Raw genomic sequence first — 19,969 nt, 5'->3', positions numbered from 1 at the left:
CGGGTGGCACCATGACCGTTCACATCTTTGGCATTCGACACCATGGCCCGGGATCGGCACGCAGCCTGCTGCTGGCGCTTGAGCAGCTGCAGCCCGACTGCGTGCTGATCGAAGGCCCACCCGACGCCGACGAGCTGCTGCCGCTGTTCGCGGAGGAGAGCCTGCAGCCGCCCGTGGCCCTACTGATCTACGTGGCCAGCCAGCCCAACGAGGCCGCCTACTACCCGTTCGCGGTGTTCTCGCCCGAGTTCCAGGCCATCCGCTACGCGCTGCAAAATGGCGTGCCGGTGCGCTTCATGGATCTGCCGCAGGCCCACCAGCTGGGCGCGGCACCGCCCGAGCCGCCGCCCGAGCTGCCCGAGGCCCCCGCGCCCGAGGCCCAGCAGCCCGCCGAGGCCGCCCTGGCCGAGCAAGACCCGATCGCGGGCGACCCGCTGGGCCATCTGGCCCGCGCCGCAGGCTACAGCGACGGTGAGCGCTGGTGGGAGCAGATGGTCGAGCAGCGCCAGGACAGCACCGGCGTGTTCGAGGCCATTCTGGAGGCCATGGCCGCGCTGCGCGAGCAGGCCACGGGCGAACTGGACCTCAACGAGCAGCGCCGCGAGGCCTGGATGCGCCAGACCATCCGCGCAGCCGAGAAGCAGGGCTATGGGCGGATCGCGGTAGTGTGCGGCGCGTGGCACGGCCCCGCCCTGGTGGGCAGCGCCAGCAGCGCCAAGGCCGACGCCGCCCTGCTCAAGGGCATGCCCAAAGCCAAGGTGCAGGCCACCTTCTCGCCCTGGACCTACAAGCGGCTGGCCAGCAGCAGCGGCTACGGCGCGGGCATCGCATCGCCCGGCTACTACGAGCACCTGTGGCAGGCCCCCAACGAGGTGACCAACCGCTGGATGGCCCTGGTGGCCCGGCTCATGCGCGAGCAGGATCTGGACGCATCCGCCGCCCACGTGGTGGAGGCGGTGCGCCTGGCCGAGGCGCTGGCCGCCATCCGCGACCGCCCGCTGCCCGGCCTAGATGAGCTGAACGAGGCCGCCCGCGCCGTGTTCTGCTTCGGCAGCGACCTGCCTATGCAGCTGATCGCCGAGAAGCTGATCGTGGCCGAGCGGCTGGGCAGCGTGCCCGGCAGCGCGCCCACCACGCCGCTCCAGTCCGATCTGACACGCGAGCAGAAGCGGCTGCGCATGGCCGTGGAGGCCACCTGGCGCGACTACGCGCTCGATCTGCGCAAGCCGATCGACCTAGAGCGCAGCCAGCTGCTGCACCGCCTCAACCTGCTCAAGATCCCATGGGGCCACATCCAGCACGCGGGCGGCAAGGGCACCTTCCACGAGAACTGGCGGGTCGAGTGGCAGCCCGAGTTCACCATCACGCTGATCGAGGCCAGCATGTGGGGCGCGACCGTGGCCGAGGCCGCCACCGCCTACGCCTGCGACACGGCGCGGCGTGCCACCGCCCTGCCCGAGCTGACGGCGCTGGTGGAGCAGGCGCTGCTGGCCGACCTGCCCAAGGCCGTGGCCCAGGCCATGCGCCAGCTTGAGGAAGCCGCCGCGCTCTCCAGCGATGTGCCGCACCTGATGGAGGCGCTGCCGCCGCTGGCCAACGCGCTGCGCTACGGCAACGTGCGCCGCACCGACTCGGCGGCGCTGGAGCACGTGGTGAGCGGGCTGGTGGCGCGCATCTGCATCGGCCTGCCGGGCGCGTGCGCCTCGCTGAACGACGACGCGGCGGCGGCCATGTTCAAGCGCATCAGCGACACCGCGCAGGCCCTGGGCATGCTGGCCGATAGGCAGCACCAGCAGGCCTGGTGCGACGCGCTGCGGCAGGTGGCCGACATGGCCGGGGCGCACGGGCTGGTGGCCGGGCGCTGCTGCCGCCTGCTGCTCGACGCCGAGGCCATCGGCACCGACGAGCTGGGCCAGCGCCTGAGCTTCGCGCTCTCGCCTGCGGCCACGCCCGCCCAGGCCGCCGCCTGGGTCGAGGGCACGCTCAAGGGCAGCGGCATGCTGCTCATCCATCACGAGTCGCTCTGGCAGATCATCGACGGCTGGGTGCGCGGTCTGACGCCCGAGCTGTTCCAGCAGGTGCTGCCGCTGCTGCGCCGAACCTTCGCCACTTTCACCAAGCCCGAGCGCCGCCAGATGGGCGAGCGTGCCAAAGACGGCACCGCCAGCGCCGCCGCAGGAGGCGGCGAGGCCCTGCCGCTCGACACCGCCCGCGCCGAGGCCGCGCTGCCGCTGGTGGCCCAGCTGCTGGGGCTCGCGCCCGCCGCGCACTAGGAGGAACCATGGAGCACTGGCGAGACATCCTGGCCCACCTGGGCGACGAGGCCGAGAACACCTTCGCCCGCATGGCCCGCGCCCTCGACGACCGCCTGGGCCGCGAGCCGGTGGTGATCGTGCCCTACCTGGGCTACGGCGACGCCACGCGGGCAGTGCTGCGCGGGCGCGTGCTGGACGCCCAGGGCGCACCCGCCGCCCGCGACCACGACACGCTCTGGCAGAATCTGCTAGATACCTACCGCCGCTTCGAGACCGACGAGGTGCCGGGCGCGCAGGTGGTGGGCCGCATCCTAGGGGCCGAGCAGGCTGCCACCAGCGACCCCGAGGGCTTCTTCGAGCTGCGGCTCACCCTGGCCGCCAGCCCGCCCGCCGGGCAGCCCTGGCACGACGTGGCGCTGGATGCCGCCGCGCCCAGCGGCCAGCGGGCTAGCGCCACCGGCCAGGTGTTCATCCCGCAGCCCGACGCCCAGTTCGGCATCATCAGCGACATCGACGACACGGTGGTGAAGACCGACGCGATCAACCTGCTGAACATGGCCCGCAATGTCTTCCTGAGCAGCGCGCGCACCCGCCTGCCCTTCCCCGGCGTGGCCGCGCTCTACCGCGCCCTGCACGCCGGAGCGCCCGGGCCGTTCGTCAACCCGATCTTCTACGTCTCCAGCAGCCCGTGGAACATCTACGACATGCTGACCGATTTCTTCGCGCTGCGCGGGCTGCCCAAGGGCGGCATGTTCCTGCGCGACTGGGGGCTCTCGCCCGATCGGCTGCCGCTGGGCCACCGCGACCACAAGCTGGCCGCCATCCGCGAGCTGCTCGACTTCTACCCCGCGCTACCCTTCGTGCTGGTGGGTGACAGCGGCCAGGAAGACCCCGAGATCTACGCCGAGGTGATGCGCCTCTACCCGTCGCGCATCCGCGCCATCTACATCCGCAGCGTCGACCCCAGCCCGCAGCGCATCGCCGCCGTGGCCGCGCTCACCGAGCAGGTGGTGGCCGCAGGCGGCACGCTCATCCTGGCCGAGGACACCCTGGCCATGGCCCGCCACGCCGCCGCGCAGGGATGGATCAGCCCCGAGGCGCTGAGGGATGTGGCCGCCGATATGGCCCACGACACCAGCGCCGCCTCGCCTGCCGAGGCCGCCCAGGGCCACACCACCACCGTGGTGCAGACGCCAGCCCCGGCCCAGGCCGGGCAGATCGTGGGCGAGCGCCTGGCCGAGGCCCAGCAGGCGGGCGAGCCGGCGCCCGACATCATTGTTACCGACGGAGACCCGCAGTGACCACACCCACCCAACACCCCCACGAGACCAACGACGAGGCGCTACGCCGCTGGCGGCTCATCCTGGGCGGCGGCGAGGCCGACGGCACCGGCCTGGCCCTGGGCGCACCCGACGCCCGCATGGACGGCGCGCTCCAGGCCCTCTACGACTCCGATAGGCGCGGCGGCCTGGGCAGCTCGCAGCCCAACATCGCCCGCTGGCTGGGCGACATCCGCGAGTACTTCCCCAGCTCGGTGGTGCAGGTGCTGCAGCGCGACGCCCTTGAGCGGCTCGACCTGCGCCAGATGCTGATGGAGCCAGAGCTGCTCAACACCGTCGAGCCGGATGTGCACCTGGTGGCCGACCTGATCGCCATGCGCGGCGTGATGCCCACCAAGACCCTAGACACCGCGCGGCAGGTGGTGCGGCGCGTGGTGGATGAGCTGATGAAGAAGCTGGCCAGCCCCACCCGCCGCGCCGTGATGGGTAGCCTCAATCGCGCCACCCGCAACAACCGCCCGCGTCACAGCGAGATCGACTGGCACCGCACCATCCGCGCCAACCTCAGGCACTATCAGCCCGAGTACCGCACCATCGTGCCCGAGCGGCGGATCGGCTACGGGCGCAAGCGCAGCAGCCTGCGCGACATCGTGCTGTGCATCGACCAGTCCGGCTCGATGGCCACATCCGCCGTGTACGCCGGGATCTTCGGCGCGGTGCTGGCCTCGCTGCCCGCCGTGCGCACCCAGGTGGTGGTGTTCGACACCTCGGTGGTCGACCTCACCGCCGACCTGCACGACCCCGTCGAGCTGCTGTTCGGCATCAACCTGGGCGGCGGCACCGACATCAACCGCGCGCTCGAGTACTGCCAGGGCATCATCAGCCGCCCCAGCGAGACCATCCTGGTGCTGATCAGCGACCTGTACGAGGGCGGCAGCTACGAGCAGATGCTCAAGCGGGCCGGGGCGATCGTGGCCTCGGGCACACAGTGCGTGGCGCTGCTGGCCCTGAGCGACGAGGGCGCGCCCTTCTACGACCACCGCGCCGCCGAGGCCTTCGCCGCGCTGGGCGCGCCCGCCTTCGCCTGCACGCCCGACCAGTTCCCCAACCTGATGGCCGCCGCCATCGAGCGCCGCGACCTCGGCCAGTGGGCCGCCGCCAACGGCATCGTGGCCAGCCGCAGCGAGCAGAGGTAGTTAACCACGAAGACGCGAAGACTCGAAGGGATACAAAATTAGCGCATATCTAAAAATATAGCGGTCAACTCGTAGAAACCGACGTTATCGCATCATAGTCACTATAATTGCTCAAAAAGCTTCGTGTCTTTGAGTCTTCGTGGTTCAAAAAAATCTCGTGTCTTTGAGCCTTTGTAGTTCCAAAAAAAGAAAGAAACAACCGATGAGCGCAGCGATACCCGAGTCTTGGCAGCCCGTGCTGGAGGCCGAGACCAAAAAGCCCTACTACACGCAGCTGATGGCCTTCCTAGAGGCCGAGCGCGCCGCCCACACCGTGTTCCCGCCCGAGGGCGAGGTGTTCTCGGCCCTGGAGCTGACGCCCTACGAGAGCGCCAGGGTGCTGGTGGTGGGACAGGACCCCTACCACGACGACGGGCAGGCCCACGGGCTGGCCTTCTCGGTGCGCCCCGGCGTGACCGTGCCGCCCTCGCTGGTGAACATCTACAAGGAGCTGAAGGCCGACCTAGGCTGCAAGGTGCCCAACAACGGCTACCTGGTGCCCTGGGCCAGGCAGGGCGTGCTGCTGCTGAACACCGCGCTGACCGTGCGCGCCCACGAGCCGAACTCGCACAAGAGCAAGGGCTGGGAGAAGTTCACCGACGCCGTGATCGCGGCCCTGAGCCGGCGGCCCGAGCCAGCCGTGTTCGTGCTGTGGGGCGGCAACGCCCAGAAGAAGCTCAAGCTGATCGACGCCGAGCGCCACGTGGTCATCCAGTCGGCCCACCCCTCGCCGCTCTCGGCCCGCAGCGGCTTCTTCGGCTCGCGGCCCTTCTCCAAGATCAACGCCGCGCTGGCCGCCCAAGGCCACACCCCGATCGACTGGCAGATCCCAGATCTGTAGGCAGAAAACCAGGGCCGAGGCATCGACGCCTCGGCCCTGACCACGTTCAAAGTTAGGCTTCCACCTCCCACAGCTCGCTCTCCAACTGGAACAAGATCGCACACACATTCGCCACCTGCGGGTGTGAGAGTGGGAAGCGCGTCATGTAGATATCGCGCGCCTGCTGAAAATATACCTGCGCCTTGCGCCGATCCCTCGAATCAAAGGCAATGCTACCCAAGTTGTAGGCATTCTTTGCCACATAGGGGTGGGAAGGGCCATAGTGCGCCTCATTAATCCGCAGTGCTTCTTGATAGAATATCTCGGCTTTGGCGGCCTGGCCCTGGCTCTGGGCCACGCTGCCAAGATTTGTTAGGATCGTGGCGATCATCGGGTCGTCGCGATCGCAGATCCGCTTGGCCATCTGAAGGGCGCGCTCATATAGCTGCGCGGCAGCATCCATATCCTTAGAGGCCTTCACCACCCGCCCTAGACTGATCAGCACCGACACCACCATGACATGCTCGCTGCCATAGTACGCTTCATAGATCGCCAGCGCCCGTGCCAGATAGGTGCGCGCCATGGGGAGATCGCCTAGCTGCTTCAGCAGCTTGCCGAGATCATGGCAGTCGTCGGCCACCACCAGATTCATCGGCCCAAAGATCTCCTCATCAATCACCAGCGCCCGCGCATAGAGCAGATGCGCCTGGATGAAGTTGCCCAGAGCGCAGTAGGCCGCCCCCAACTCGCGCACTCGCCGTGCTGTGCTGGGGCGCGAGTCGCCCTGCATCTCGCCCACCTGCAGCGCCTGCAGGCTGATCTCTGCCGCACGCTGGTAGTAGATCTGCGCATCTTCCAGCCGGTTCATCTGGGCCAGCAGATGCCCCATCGCCTTCAGATGTCCCGATACATGCACATCATCCACCCCATAGTAGCGCTCATCGGCATGGATCGCCTGCTCATACGACTCACGTGCCTTGGCATAGTCGGCGATATGCTCGTAGTATACGCCGAGGATGCCCGAGAGCGCACCAGTGTGGGGCAGTTCAAACAGCGCGCTGGTCTTCACCACATGGGTGATATGCGACAGCAGCGCTGCAATCGCCTTTGGGTGCCCTTCATCAATCAGACGCTGGCCCATATCCACGATCACGCCTGCGATCTTCTTCACGATCTGCTTCTTCTGTATATCTGCCTGATTCAGGCGTGCATAGATCGCCACCAGACGATGGACTAAAATAGTGTTATCTCTCCCATTGCTGGCTAGCCCAACCACACAGAGCCGCTGCATAGCTGCATCCAGCTCATCGAGCGACATCCCCGACACACGGCAAAACAGCGTGGTCGGGATGGGCTTATCCAGTGCCAGATGTGCCGTAACATCGAGCACAGCGATCGCCTGTCTATCAACTGAATCGCCCGGCTTCAGCAGTTGGAACGAGAGCGCGATCGTATCGGCGAGTGCGCGCGGGTATTCGGTAGGCGACTGTGGGTCAATTTTGGTGAGCGACGGCAGATTCAGGTGATGGCGACCAAATTCGGCGAGAAACATATCGAGCGTAGTGCGCGGATTCTCGGCCAAATATGAGCCAGCCAAGTGCAGAGCCAGCGCGTGGTCGCCCAGCTCCTCGCAGATCTGGTTGACCAGCGGCGAATCGGCCAGCAGGCGCACATCCTGCTGAAGCCAGCGGGCGCGCGGCGTCATCAGCAGCTCGCACGAGGCCGCGCGGGGGAGGCTGGACAGGCGGTGCAGTACCACTTGGGTGTAATTCCAGTTCTCCGAGCGCGATGTGATCAGCACCTTGGCTGCACCGCTGGCGGGCCACCACAGGCGCAGCAGCGATGGGTCCTCGCAATTATCGAATACCAGCAGGCGTGGCTCCTGACCTTCCAAGCTGCGCCGCACTGCCGCCAGCTGCTCCTCGGACGACATACGCGCATACCCCGTGATCTCCAGCTTTGCGCCCAGCACCACCATCGCCGTAGGGATGGCAGCAGGATCGGACATGCTCAGCCACAGCACCCCACCCGGCCAGCGTTCGCGATCTTGGGCGCACTGGTGGGCGAATGCGACCGCCAGCTGGGTTTTTCCGATCCCGCCATGGCCAGTGATCGCCACCACCGCGCTGGGCATGGCAAAATAACGGTCAAGCAGCATGATATCCCGATCGCGCCCGATAAACGCAAGGTTACGCCGATAGGGGATGATCACTGGCCGATAGGACGATGGCGTCGAGAGTGATGCCGTACTATGCATATGGATATGCTGATCATTGCCGACATTGTAGACATCCTGAGCATTCCAGTTAGGCTGGTTAAATCGGGAGATATCGCTCATGGCCACATCCATACCATATTCGATGAAGAGAGCGTTCTATATTCACGACTTCAGCTAAGAGCGAGGAAGGCTACCCTTGTGCCAGCATCGGCCAGCACGCCCGACTAGCGCCGCCACCACGAGCGCTTGGGCGGCGCTGCGGCGCGGGATGCGGTTTCCACCATGGCTAGATTATCGCGCACTTTACACACCTTGGGGTGGTCGGTCGGCAGACACGACTCGAAGATCGCCAGCGAACGCTCAAGGTAGGCGCGGGCCTGGGTCAAGTTCCCCAGCTCCTTGGCCACGCTGCCCAGGTTATTCAGATCGTAGGCCACCTCGGGGTGGTGATCGCCATAGTGAAGCACATCGATCTCCAGCGCACGCTGATAGTGATCATGCGCTGTTGTGAGATGGCCAAGCGCCTCAACTACCAGGCCCAGATTGTTTAGGTCGGCGGCCACATGGGGGTGGCGGGGGCCGTAGAACTGCTCATCGATCTCCAGTGCCTGCGCGAGATACTCGCGGGCTAGACGCAGATCATACAGGCCAGTCACCACGCGACCCAGCGCACTCAGATCGCGGGCCAGCGTAGGGTGGTTTGGGCCATAGTAGCGCATGTCGATATCTCGCGCCCGCTCAAGGTAGGCCCGCGCCGGGTAGCGATCCTGCATATCAGTCAGCAGCACGCCCAGGTTGTAGCAGTCATTCGCCACACGCGCGTCGTAGAAGCCATAGCTGGCCTCATCAATCTCCAGCGCCTGTTCGTAGCAGGTATGCGCCCTGGCGAATACGCCACGCGCGTGCAGCACGCCACCCAGGTTGCCCAGCAGCATAGCGACAGTGGGGTGGCGCGGGCCATAGTGGCGCTGGTCGATGGCCAGCGCCTGCTCGTAGTAGGCCTGCGCCCCCGCCAGCTCGCCCCGCATCTCGCAGAGACTGCCCATATGGCAGAGCGTACGCGAGACATTGGGGTGGTTTGCGCCATAGCAGGCTTGGTCGATCGTCAGCGCCTGTTCGTAGTACATGTGCGCCATGTGCAGGTTGCCCGTGCCGCGCGCCAGAATGCCCAGGCTCAGCAGATCGCGAGCCACCTTGGGGTGGCTCGCGCCGTAGCAGCGCTTGTCGATCGCCAGCGCCCGCTGGTAGTGCTCGTGAGCTTGGCTCGGGTCGCCCAGGTCTTTTGCCACATGGCCCAGGCTGTTGACCGTGGTCGCCACCTCGGGGTGATCGGGGCCATAGTAGTTCTGGTTGATCTTCAGCGCCTGCAGGTATCGCTCCTGCGCCTCGACGAGGCGACCTTTAGCGCGCAGCACGCTTGCGATACTGCTCAGATCGCGCGCCACCCTGGGGTGCTCGGTGCCATAGTGCAGGCGGTCAATGGCATCGGCCCGCTGGTGCAGATCGAGCGCCCGATCCAGATCGCCCTGGATCTGCGCCAGAATGCCCAGATTATTGGTCTCATAGGCAACCTTGGGGTGATTCGGTCCATACGCCACCTCGTCGATCTGCAGGGCACGCTCAAGATAACTCTGCGCGCCAGCAAGGTCGCCCAGATCATGCAGCAGAATCCCCAGATTGTTCAGCTCGTAGGAAAGCTCGGGGTCATTGCGACCAAAGTGGGCCTCATCCACCGCTAGCGCATGCTCAAGCGCAGCGCGGGCCCCAGCCAGATCGCCCAGATCGTGCAGCACGCAGCCCAGGTTATTCAGGTTGCGGGCCACCTTGGGGTGATCCGCGCCATAGTATAGCTCGTCGTTCTCCAGCGCCCGCTGGTACAGCGCCTTGGCGGTGGCGTACTCGGCAATTTTCTGAGCGTAGAACCCCAGGTGATTGAACAGGGTACCCGCGTGCGACGATTTGCGCTGCTCGGCGGTCTCTGCCGCATAGTGGATGTGCGGCAGCAGCGGCTGCATGGCGGCCAGATCTGCCGCGGCGTTGGCGGTGCGGGCCAGATCGCAGAGCGCCGCCGCCATACATTCCGCGTGGGAATGCGCCCGCCAGCCGTGCTGCTGCGCGTAGGCGTAGGCAACCACGAGGCGATGCACCTGCACCCCTCCATCACGCGTGTTATGGGCCAGCCCCACCGCGCAGAGCCGCCGCATCGCCGCATCGAGCAGTGCGTCGTCGATCCTGAGCGCCTGAAGCAGCAGCGCCGCCGGGATCGGCTCACCGGGGGCCACATGGGCCGCCATATGCAGCAGGCTGCGCGCATGCTCGTTATCCTCATACATGGGGTTAAGCAGGTCGACCGAGAGCGCAATGGTCTCGGCCACATGGCGGGGATAGCTGGTGGGCGAGTCAGGATCGATCACCTTTAGGGCAGGGGCATCAAGCATGCGAGCAGCCAGCTCGGATGAGAACGACTTCAGCGAGTAGCGCGGCTTTTCGGCCAAATAAGAGCCAGCCAAGTACAGTGCCAGCGCGTGGTCGCCCAATACCATACACACGGCATCGGCGGCGGGGTCGCCACACAGCGCCTCAACCGAGGTGTCCAGCACATTCGCGCGCCCCGCCAGCAGCAGCCGCAGGGCCGCCGAGCGAGGAAGGCTGGGAAGCGGCATCCGCACAAGCTGGTTCGGCTTCCAGTTGGAAAAGCGCGAGGTGAGCAGGATCCGCGCACCGCCGCCCGCAGGCCGCCACGAGCGCAGCAGGGCAGGGTCTTCGCAGTTATCAAAGATCAGCAGCCGAGGCTCTGGCCCTTCAAACACACGCCTAGCAGCCGCCACCTGCTCCTCAAGCGACATCATGGCGTAGCCGATAATGCCGAAGCGCACCCCCAGCGCCGCCACCACCGATGGCACCGACGAGGGATCGCCCATGCTCACCCACTGCACGCCCCCAGGCCAGGCCGCCGGATTGGCGGCGCACAGGTGGGCAAACTCGGTGGCTAGCTGGGTCTTGCCCTGGCCACCCTCGGCAGTGATGCCGACCACCGCGTTGGGAAGGGCGAGGTGCTCATTCAGCCAGGCCAGCTCCTTCTCCCGCCCGACAAAATCTTTGTTCCGCTGATAGGGGATAAAGGTAACTCGCGAAGGTGCGGCAGAGAAGGTGGGCATGTTGACGGTGAGATTGCCTGCATTGAAGACATGGTTGGGATGCCAGCTAGGCTGATCAAAGGAGAACTTCTCACTCATGGCCCGCTTCACCTTTATGGTCTACGACACACTATCGTGGTAGTGCAAGCATATCATGAGAGCGGGCGCGTAAACAAGAGATGCTTAATAAATGTTCACAAAAAAGCGGGTATTTTAGACTTCAAGTAGCATCTATGTCTCCGGCCTCGAAAACAAGGGTACAATCACCCCTGGCCGCCCAGGGCCACACCCCGATCGACTGGCAGATCCCGGAGCTTTAGAAACATACGGCGCAAAAAAGCGCGGGTGCGAAGCCAGGCTTCACACCCGCGCTTTTTTGCGCCCCCTGGGCTACCGCCGGAAGCTGGCCTGCGGCGCGGCGACGCTGGCCAGCTGCTCCTCGGATGCCAGCAGCGCCGACTCGCGCGCGGCCCGCTCGGTTGCGTCGGCGGCCATGCGCCCGTAGGCCTCGGCCAGCCGATTCATCACCACCGCCGAGGCCACGAACACCAGCAGGCCCACCAGCATGGCCACAATCGCCTTGATCGCGCTGTCCACCACAAACAGCGGCCCAATGTTCAGCGGTGCCCAGCGGTACAGCACCGGCGAGGCCAGCAGCCCGCCGCTCAGCGCCAGCAGGCACACCGCCACCGCGAACGAGAAGACGCCCAGCGGCAGCCGCAGCAGCAGGTGGCCCAGGCTGGCCCGCGTGTGGGGGTGCTGGGCGTAGCTGCCCACCCAGCGCCACAGGCTGCGCTGGGGCCTGGGCAGCGCGGGCGGGCGGGGCAGATCGACCCCGAGCAGCGCTGCGGTGATCTGGCGGTCGAAGGCCATCAGGCCCCAGGTGAGGGCCAGCATACCCAGCAGAAGCGGGATGCCCACGCCGATCAGCGAGAGCGCCAGCCCCAGCGACAGCCCGACCACCAGCACGATAAAGTAGGCAAGCCCAAGCGGAAAGCTGATCAGCAGGTAGAGCATATTGCGATACGACTGGCCTTCCAAAAGTGGCTGGAAGAAAGCAGGCAGCATCGGGTCGCGCCGCTCGTTGTTCATAGAAATCCTCAGGCTAAGATTGCAGACGCTCCATTCGACGAGGCCATCCACCAAATGTTGCACCTCGCCCCACGCTTAGCGCCCCAGCAGCCGCCGCCACCAGGGCCGCTGGTCCAGCGCGGCCAGGCCGCGCCGCACGGTGCGCAGGTGCGGGTGGTCGGGCGGCAGGAAGCGCTCGAACATGGCGACAGCGCGGGTGTAGTAGCCGCGCGCCGCATCCACGTCGCCCAGGGCGCGGGCGGCCAGCCCCAGGTTGGCCAGGTCCACCGCCACCTGAGGGTGCTCGGGGCCGTGGGCGGCCTCGTCGATCTTCAGCGCCCGGGCAAACAAAGCCCGCGCCGCCGCCGACTCACCCAGGGCGTGGCGGGCCAGCCCCAGGCTGGTGAGCCGGGGCGCGAGCGCGGGGTGGTCGGGGCCATAGTGGGCCTCGTCGAGCTGCAGCGCCCGCTCGTAGTAGCCCCGCGCGATGCCCATGTCGCCTGCGGCCTCGGCGGCCTCGCCCAGATCGTCCATGTCGTCGGCTAGCTTGGGGTGGCCGGGGCCGTAGTGGGCCGTATCGATCTCCAGCACCTCGTCGAACAGCGCGGCGGCCCGCCGGTGGTCGCCCGTGCGTAGCAGCACCCGCCCCAGCATGCCCAGCCGCTCGGCGAGGAGAGGGTGGTTGGGGCCATAGGCGGCCCGGGCAATCTCCGCCGCCCGCGCGAACAGGGCCAGCGCGGCGCTCATATCGCCGCGCTGGATGGCCAGGCCGCCCAGGTTGTGCAGGTCCACCGCCACCTCGGGGTGGTCGGGGCCATAGTGGGCCTCGTCGATCTGCAGCGCCCGCTCGCCGTAGCGCCGCGCTGCCGCGAGGTCGCCGCGCAGCTCGGCCAGACGAGCTAGGTTGTTCAGCGCCACCGAGATGTCGGCGTGGGCCGGGCTGGGCGCGGCCTCGGCGATCTGCACCGCCTGCGCGAAGCGGGCCTGCGCCGCCGCCAAGTCCCCGCGCCACATCAGCACGCGCCCCACGCCCAGCAGCGAGGTGATGACCTGGGGGTGGGCTGGGCCGTGCGCGGCCTCGTCGATGGCCAGCGCGCGGGTGTGGTGCTCCAGCGCGGCAGCTAGGTCGCCCTGGGCCTCGGCGGCCATGCCCAGCGCCCGCAGCAGCCCGCTGGCGCGCGCGTCGCCGCGCTGGGCCATGCGCTCGGCCAGGGCGGCGGCGTGGGGCAGCAGCGCGGCCAGATCGCCCTGCTCCTCGCGCGGCAGCGCCTCGCTGATGCAGCGACCCAGCGCCTCGGCCAGCGCGCCCTCGGCCTGCGCGCGCTCCTCGTCGCCCGGCGCGGCCAGCGCCTGCGGGGCCAGCGCCACCGCGCCGCCCTCGGCGGGGGAGGCCTGGCCCAGGGCGTAGAGCCGCCCTAGCGCGGCTTCCAGCGCCTCGGGCGCGGCAGCCAGCGCCGCCAGCAGCAGGCTTGCGGGCACCGGCGCGCCGGGCAGCAGATACTCGGCCAGCGCCAGCACGCGCAGCGCGAGCGCATCCTCCGGCGTGCCGGGGTCCAGCGGGGCGGGCGGGGGCGGTGGGTTCATGGGGCGTCCTCTTCTCCAGGCCATAGGCTGCAGGCCGCGCCAGAGCATAGCACAGCCCTGGCGCAGGGCGCAACTGATCGAGCCGGGGCCGCCACCAAGGGGCGAAGGGAACCAAAGTGCCGTTTTACCGCCAGGGGAATAGGGATGAGGGGTCGGGGGCAATCGGTGCGGCGTGGCGCATTGATGCCCCGCATCGCACGCCATCACGCCCATCGCCACCGCTGATTTCGATGATCGCGATGCGTGCGGGCATACAACCCGTCCCTACGTCGTTGTTTCGCCTTGAATTTCGGCGATAGCCGGGCAATGTGCCCAAATCACAAGCTACGCCTGCGCAAAACGCCCACCCACACCGCCAATCGGCTAGTCGTCGCGCATGTCGGGCGGGTAGAGGAAGTAGTTGGCCGCCGAGGCCGCCTGGCCGCCCTCGTGCACGGCGGTGGTGATCTGATGCGAGTGCAGGCGGGTCACATCGCCCGCCGCGTACACGCCGGGCACGCTGGTCTTCTGCTCGGTGTCCACCAGAATATAGCCCTGCTCGCTGAGCGCCACGCCCAGCTGGCGGGCAAGGTCGGTCTGCGGCGTGGCCCCCTGGAAGCTGAACAGCCGCTCGGCCTCAATGCGCCTGCCGCGCTTGGTGAGCAGCGCCTCAAGCATGCCATCCTGGCCCACCACATCGGCGATCTTGTCCACCACCACCGGGATCTCGGCGCGATCTAGGCGGGTGTGGAACTTGGGCGAAAAGCACGGCTCGTAGCTGTCGGTCAGCAGCACCACCGACGAGGCGAAGCGCCGCATCTGGAGTGCCACCGCCGCCGCCTCGTCGTCGGCACCAGCCACCACCACCTGGGCGTCGCGGCAGGCATAGCCGTCGCAGGTGATGCACCAGAACATGCTGCGCCCCACGTAGTCCTGCCAGCCCGCAAAGTGCGGGTAGTGGTCGAGCACCCCGGTGGCCAGGATGACGGCCTGGGCGCGCCATAGCCCGGCCTGGCCCTGGGCGAAGAACCACGGGCCGTCGCGCCACAGCGTGTCGATGGTGTGGTCCATCAGGGCCACGTGCGGGTACTCGGACAGCTGGGCGCGGCCCAGCTCGCGCAGCTGTCGGGCGGGCAGGCCGCCGGGGAAGCCCAGGTAGTTGTGGTTCACCTGGTGCCATGTCGAGCGGCCCCGGCCCGTGTCGAACAGCGCGGTGTGGCGGCGGTAGCGCGCCAGGTAGAGCGCCGCCGACAGCCCGGCGGGGCCGCCGCCCACCACGAGCACATCGAAGGTCTGCACGTCGGTCATGGTGTATCCTTGGCTATAAAAGAGGGCGCGAGGCCATCGCCCCGCGCCACACTGCGTTCAGCTATTGCATATTCACCAAGAAACGTGCTAGGAATCGCCGGCGTATCGGCTCACGCACGATAGGATCTGGTCGAGGTCGAAGGGCTTCGGGATGACCGCCGTCGCCCCCAGCGGCAGGAAGTCTCTCAGGCGCGACCCAGCGCTCATCAGGATGATCGGCAGGTGGTCGTAGCCACGGCGGCGCAGCTCGATCAGCACCTCGTCGCCCGTCAGCACCGGCATGGCGATGTCGAGCAGCACCAGCCGGGGCGGGTGCTCGAGGATCGCCAGCAGGGCGCTCGCACCATCGTGAAAGACGCCGACACGATAGCCCTCTTCGATCAGAAGATCGGCGATCACCTGGGCGATAGGGGCCTCGTCGTCGACAACCACCACATCGTAGGCCTGCTGCGCGACACGCCCTTGTTGATAGAAGTTTGGTACTTTCCACGACGCCGTCGTGCTGTTCTGCGGTTGGGAATTATCGATCATCGCTACCTGCCCTAACGTCTCATCTCGTCACTCCGCTGCACCAGCGCAGCATACGATCACGCTTCCCCAGGCCACGGCAAGAGCTTGGGACTCTTTCATAAACGCAAGAACTATGCCGAGGGGTGGCATAGGATTAAACGAGCGTGCGGCACGCTTTATGCGGAAAAAGCGGCGGGAAATCGGGAGCAGCGCAGCAGCGGGGAGGCGCGCTTGGTGGCGGCGGGCCAATCGTACTGCCACGCCCAAGGCGGTTTCTCTTCGCTGGTGGTGGCTGCCCTGCACGGGCGGCGCACAGGGGGCAGCCCCGCACACGGTGTCACGTTTGGGGGTGGTTCCACGTCCGGTCGACCGTCGGCAATGCTTGGAGCGTTGCCCGGTCGACCGAACCGGGTGCGGCCTCGATCAGGATTTTCCTCTTGACTGTTTGGTATGTGCCCTGCGCGGGCAACGCCTAGGGGCCAGCCCCTAGGAACCCCGCCAGGGAGCATTGCCCCCTTGGAACCCCCAATTTGAGGCGTTCCTATGCCGCTCGCTGGCCGCTGGTATTCGTGCATATGGCCAGTGTGCACGAGCGGCAGCTTCGCCGCATGGGCCAGGTGGGTGGGGTTGGCACTACGATCTTTCGTAGACCAGCTCTTTCCTTAATGTCTTGGAGCCTTGGTGGTGAAAAGGCTTCGCGCCTTCGCGTCTTCGTGGTAAAGCCCCCCACAGATTGAGCGCGCCGAGGCCCTGGCCCATGGCACGGCCATAACTGGCCCTTAATATCCCCTTATCCTCCCCCTTACAAACTGCTTGCCATCGTTTAACACACATCCGGTCTAATAGACCTCGCACAAGAACCAGATCTCACGTTACGCCTTCGGGGTAAGGCAAGGGAACATCATGGCAAGCGCGCCACGACTGCGTGTCTCGAAAACGCTCGCCCGCGAGTGGCTACTCTTCTGGCTGCTGATCGGCCCCAACCTGCTGCTGTTCGGCATCTTCACCTACTGGCCGCTAGTGTACAACGCCTACCTGAGCTTTGTGAGCTGGGACTTCGTGCGCCCGAGCAAGCGCTGGGTGGGGCTGGCTAACTACGCCAGCGTGCTGGGCGACGATCAGTTCCAGACGATCCTGGCCAACACCATCGTGTTCACGGCGGCCAGCGTGATGATGACCATGCTGCTGGGGCTGGGCCTAGCGCTGCTGCTCAACCAGCCGCTGCGCTACCGCAACACCGCCCGCGCGGTGCTGTTCGCGCCCACCATCCTCTCGGGCGCGGCGGTGGCAATCGTGTGGACCTATATCTTTGACCCGCGCTACGGCCTGCTGAACGAGTTCTTCCGGCTGGTGGGGGCGCACTCGCCCAGCTGGCTGAGCGACCCGCACTGGGCCATGCCCGCGCTGATCATCGTGTATGTGTGGAAGAACCTGGGCTACGCCGTGGTGATCTACCTGGCCGGGCTGCAGTCTATCGACCGCTCGCTATACGAGGCCGCCACGGTGGATGGCGCGGGCGCGGGCGACCGCTTCTGGCACATCACGCTGCCGGGGCTCTCGCCGGTGTCGTTCTTCCTGAGCGTCACCAGCATCCTCAGCTGCTTCCAGGCCTTCGACCTCATCCGCGTGATGACCGGCGGCGGGCCGATCAACGCCACCAACACGCTGGTCTTCCACCTCTACGAGCTGGGCTTTGTCAGCTTCAACGCGGGCGAGGCCGGGGTGGTGTCGCTGGTGCTCTTCCTGATCATGCTCGTGCTCACGATCTTCCAGGTGAGGATGGTCGAGCAGCGGGTGCACTACTCCTAGCGCGCGGGGCATAACGCAATGATAGAGATGGAACAGAACTTCCCGATCACCCACACATCCACGGCGGAGAACCGCCACCACCGGCTGCGCGCGCAGCGGGCCGCTGGCTACCTGGCCTGCCTGCTGGCCGTGCTGGTCATCGGCCTGCCGGTGTACTGGACAGTGATCGGGGCCTTCAAGACCACGCGCGAGATCTACTCGCCGGTGCCCACCTGGTTCCCCCTGAATCCCACATTCGAGAACTTCAGCGAGGCCTGGCAGTCGGCGCCGTTCGCGCGCTACTACCTCAACAGCATCATCACCACGCTGATCGGCAGCGGGCTGGAGATCTGGTTCGCGCTGGCCTCGGCCTACGCGCTGGTGTTCCTGCGCTTCCCGCGCAAGGATCTAGTGTTCCTGGTGCTGCTGGCCGCCCTGATGGTGCCCGAGGAGATCACGATCATCCCCAACTACCTGACGGTGGCCAATCTGCAGTGGATCAACACCTACCCCGGCATCATCGTGCCGGGCGCGTCGATCGCCTTCGGCACCTTCCTGCTGCGCCAGTACTTCCTCACCCTGCCGCAGGAGGTGATGGACGCCGCGAAGGTGGATGGCGCGGGCCACATGCGCACGCTGTTCGGCATTGTGGCGCCGCTGGCGCTGCCCGCCGTGGCCACCATGGCGCTGCTCTCGGTGGTGGCCAAGTGGAACGAGTTCCTCTGGCCGCTGATCGTGACCAGCACCCAGGAGATGCGCACGCTGCCGATCGGCGTGGCCTGGCTGCTCGACCAGGAGGGCGTGACCAACTGGGGCGTGGTGATGGCGGGCACGCTGTTCGTGCTGGTGCCCATGCTGCTGATCTTCCTGTGGGCGCAGCGATTCGTGGTGGATGGCATCGCCGCAGGCGCGGTGAAGGGCTAGATTTCAACCGACCCTCTTTCTCAACGGGATCTCGCCGCCGTGTGCGCGGGCCAGGGCCGGGGCCACACCCCGGGCTAGCCTGCGCGCGCCCTGCGGCTGACCATACAGATGCAATAGTACAGCGAGGAGACTCTTGTGGCGAAGCAGATGAACCGCCGTGTATTTCTCCGTGGCATGCTGGGCGGCGCTGGCGCGATGGCGCTGGCCGCCTGCGGCACCGCCGCCTCCACCAGTTCGAACACCGCCGCCGGCGCGACCGCAGCCCCCGACGCCGCCCAGCCCGCAGCCGGGTCTGCCGCCGCCACCACAGCCCCCGCCGCAGTGAGCCAGACCGGCTCGACGGTGGAGATCACCTACTGGGGCTCGTTCAGCGGCAACCTGGGCGAGGCCGAGCAGGCCATGGTCAAGGCGTTCAACGACTCGCAGAAGGACGTGAAGGTCAACTACCAGTTCCAGGGCTCCTACGAGGAGACCGCCCAGAAGCTGACCGCCGCCCTGCAGGCCAAGGCCACGCCCGACCTCACGCTGCTCTCCGACGTGTGGTGGTTCAAGTTCTACCTGGCCCAGGCCATCGCCCCGCTGGACGACCTAGCCAAGGGAGCGGGCATCGACTTCAGCGACTACCAGCCGGTGCTGCTGGACGAGGGCCTGCGCGAGGGCGCGCACTACTGGGTGCCCTTCGCCCGCTCCACCCCGCTGTTCTACTACAACAAAGACATCTGGGCCGAGGCTGGCCTGCCCGACCGCGGCCCGGCCACCTGGGCCGAGCTGATCGAGTGGGCGCCCAAGATCGTGAAGAAGGACGGCAGCACGATCACTCGCGCCGCCTTCAACCACCCCGGCTCGGCCAGCTACGTGGCCTGGATCTTCCAGGGCGTGATCTGGCAGCACGGCGGGGCCTACTCCAAGCCCGACTTCACCATCACCCTGGAGGAGCCGAACGGCATCCGCGCCGCCCAGCTCTACCGCGACTCGGTGAACGGCCCGAACGCCTGGGCGATCACCTCCAAGGATCAGGATAAGGACTTCCTAGGCGGTGTGTCGGCGGCCACCATCGGCTCCACCGGCGGCCTAGCGGGCTACGAGAAGAACGCCAGCTTCAAGGTCGGCACGGCATTCCTGCCCCAGGAGTCGGCCTTCGGCTGTCCCACCGGCGGCTCGGGCTTCGCGGTGCTTGCCTCCTCGCCCAGCGAGAAGCAGCAGGCGGCCATGAAGTACGTGGCCTTCGCCACCGGCACCGAGGGCACCACCACCTGGTCGCAGAGCACGGGCTACATGCCGGTGCGCAAGAGCGCCGTGGAGAGCCAGTCGATGCAGGATTTCTTCGCCAAGCGCCCCAACTTCAAGGTGGCGGTCGACCAGCTGCCCAAGACCCACGCCCAGGATGCCGCGCGCGTGTTCATCCCCGGCGGCGACCAGATCATCGGCAAGGGCCTGGAGCGCATCACCACCGGCAACGAGGATCCCGCCACTGTCTGGAAGGACGTGACCGCCGACCTGCAGAAGGGCGCGGAGCCGGTGCTGGCCGACCTGGCGGCGCTGAAGAAGTAGCGCGAAGGACGCTTTCTTAGCACCATACCAGATCCCTGCCAACATAGACGGCTGAAAGCCCGCTCAACGGCACAGCTCACATATTATCCCTAAACAGTGCGCCTCTTGAGCATAGCTCAGGAGGCGCACTGTTAAAAAGAATGTTCCTTGCTGCCGCAGGCATACAGCCCACGGCAGGGCAGGGGCTATACATCTTAGCAGGTATCACTTTTGGCGGCGTTTCCGCGTCAGGCCGACCCTAGGCAATGCGTGCAGCATTATCTGGTCGGCCTGACGCTTGTTTCTCAAAGGTTTCTCAACAGCGATACA

General features: G+C 66.6%; 13 protein-coding genes. 7 read left to right on the top strand and 6 right to left on the bottom strand.

Annotated features, from left to right (window positions below; all coding sequences use genetic code 11):
- Positions 1–11 precede the first annotated feature (11 nt).
- The 4 genes from F8S13_13975 (at position 12) to F8S13_13960 (ending at position 5,611) form a co-directional block, all read left to right on the top strand.
- Complete coding sequence (locus F8S13_13975) at positions 12–2,273, top strand: hypothetical protein (GenBank protein KAB8142658.1); 2,262 nt, start codon at positions 12–14, stop codon at positions 2,271–2,273.
- 8 nt (positions 2,274–2,281) lie between these two features.
- A complete protein-coding gene (locus F8S13_13970) occupies positions 2,282–3,556 on the top strand; it encodes a DUF2183 domain-containing protein (protein ID KAB8142657.1) in 1,275 nt (424 codons plus the stop codon).
- The gene (locus F8S13_13965) at positions 3,337–4,731 is read left to right on the top strand and encodes a VWA domain-containing protein (protein ID KAB8142656.1); all 1,395 of its coding nucleotides are present in this window, start codon (positions 3,337–3,339) and stop codon (positions 4,729–4,731) included. Before F8S13_13970 ends, F8S13_13965 begins: the two co-directional genes overlap by 220 nt.
- A gap of 202 nt (positions 4,732–4,933) precedes the next feature.
- Entirely contained in the window at positions 4,934–5,611 is a 678-nt protein-coding gene (locus tag F8S13_13960; GenBank protein ID KAB8142655.1) for a uracil-DNA glycosylase, read from the top strand.
- Between the two features lie 52 nt (positions 5,612–5,663).
- Here F8S13_13960 and F8S13_13955 read toward each other — a convergent pair whose 3' ends face one another.
- The 6 genes from F8S13_13955 to F8S13_13930 form a co-directional block, all read right to left on the bottom strand.
- On the bottom strand, positions 5,664–7,940 hold the full coding sequence (locus tag F8S13_13955; protein KAB8142654.1) for a tetratricopeptide repeat protein: 2,277 nt from the start codon (positions 7,938–7,940) through the stop codon (positions 5,664–5,666).
- Positions 7,941–8,032: 92 nt separating this feature from the next.
- A complete protein-coding gene (locus F8S13_13950; protein KAB8142653.1) occupies positions 8,033–11,044 on the bottom strand; it encodes a tetratricopeptide repeat protein in 3,012 nt (1,003 codons plus the stop codon).
- A 291-nt stretch (positions 11,045–11,335) separates the two neighbouring features.
- Positions 11,336–12,037 (bottom strand): hypothetical protein, encoded by a 702-nt coding sequence (locus tag F8S13_13945; GenBank protein KAB8142652.1) that lies wholly within the window; start codon positions 12,035–12,037, stop codon positions 11,336–11,338.
- A 75-nt stretch (positions 12,038–12,112) separates the two neighbouring features.
- On the bottom strand, positions 12,113–13,600 hold the full coding sequence (locus F8S13_13940) for a tetratricopeptide repeat protein (protein ID KAB8142651.1): 1,488 nt from the start codon (positions 13,598–13,600) through the stop codon (positions 12,113–12,115).
- 363 nt (positions 13,601–13,963) lie between these two features.
- Positions 13,964–14,887 carry an NAD(P)/FAD-dependent oxidoreductase gene (locus F8S13_13935; GenBank protein ID KAB8142650.1) on the bottom strand — a complete coding sequence of 308 codons (924 nt, stop codon included), beginning with the start codon at positions 14,885–14,887 and terminating at the stop codon, positions 13,964–13,966.
- An 87-nt stretch (positions 14,888–14,974) separates the two neighbouring features.
- The gene (locus F8S13_13930) at positions 14,975–15,418 is read right to left on the bottom strand and encodes a response regulator (protein ID KAB8142649.1); all 444 of its coding nucleotides are present in this window, start codon (positions 15,416–15,418) and stop codon (positions 14,975–14,977) included.
- An 882-nt stretch (positions 15,419–16,300) separates the two neighbouring features.
- Here F8S13_13930 and F8S13_13925 point away from each other — a divergent pair.
- From F8S13_13925 to F8S13_13915, 3 genes are all read left to right on the top strand, one after another.
- Complete coding sequence (locus F8S13_13925; protein ID KAB8142648.1) at positions 16,301–17,206, top strand: sugar ABC transporter permease; 906 nt, start codon at positions 16,301–16,303, stop codon at positions 17,204–17,206.
- An 18-nt stretch (positions 17,207–17,224) separates the two neighbouring features.
- On the top strand, positions 17,225–18,109 hold the full coding sequence (locus F8S13_13920) for a carbohydrate ABC transporter permease (protein ID KAB8142647.1): 885 nt from the start codon (positions 17,225–17,227) through the stop codon (positions 18,107–18,109).
- 135 nt (positions 18,110–18,244) lie between these two features.
- Entirely contained in the window at positions 18,245–19,660 is a 1,416-nt protein-coding gene (locus tag F8S13_13915) for an ABC transporter substrate-binding protein (GenBank protein ID KAB8142646.1), read from the top strand.
- Positions 19,661–19,969: the final 309 nt, after the last annotated feature.

The sequence above is a fragment of the Chloroflexia bacterium SDU3-3 genome (assembly GCA_009268125.1).
GTDB lineage: Bacteria > Chloroflexota > Chloroflexia > Chloroflexales > Roseiflexaceae > SDU3-3.
This window is presented reverse-complemented; position numbering and strand designations above follow the sequence as displayed.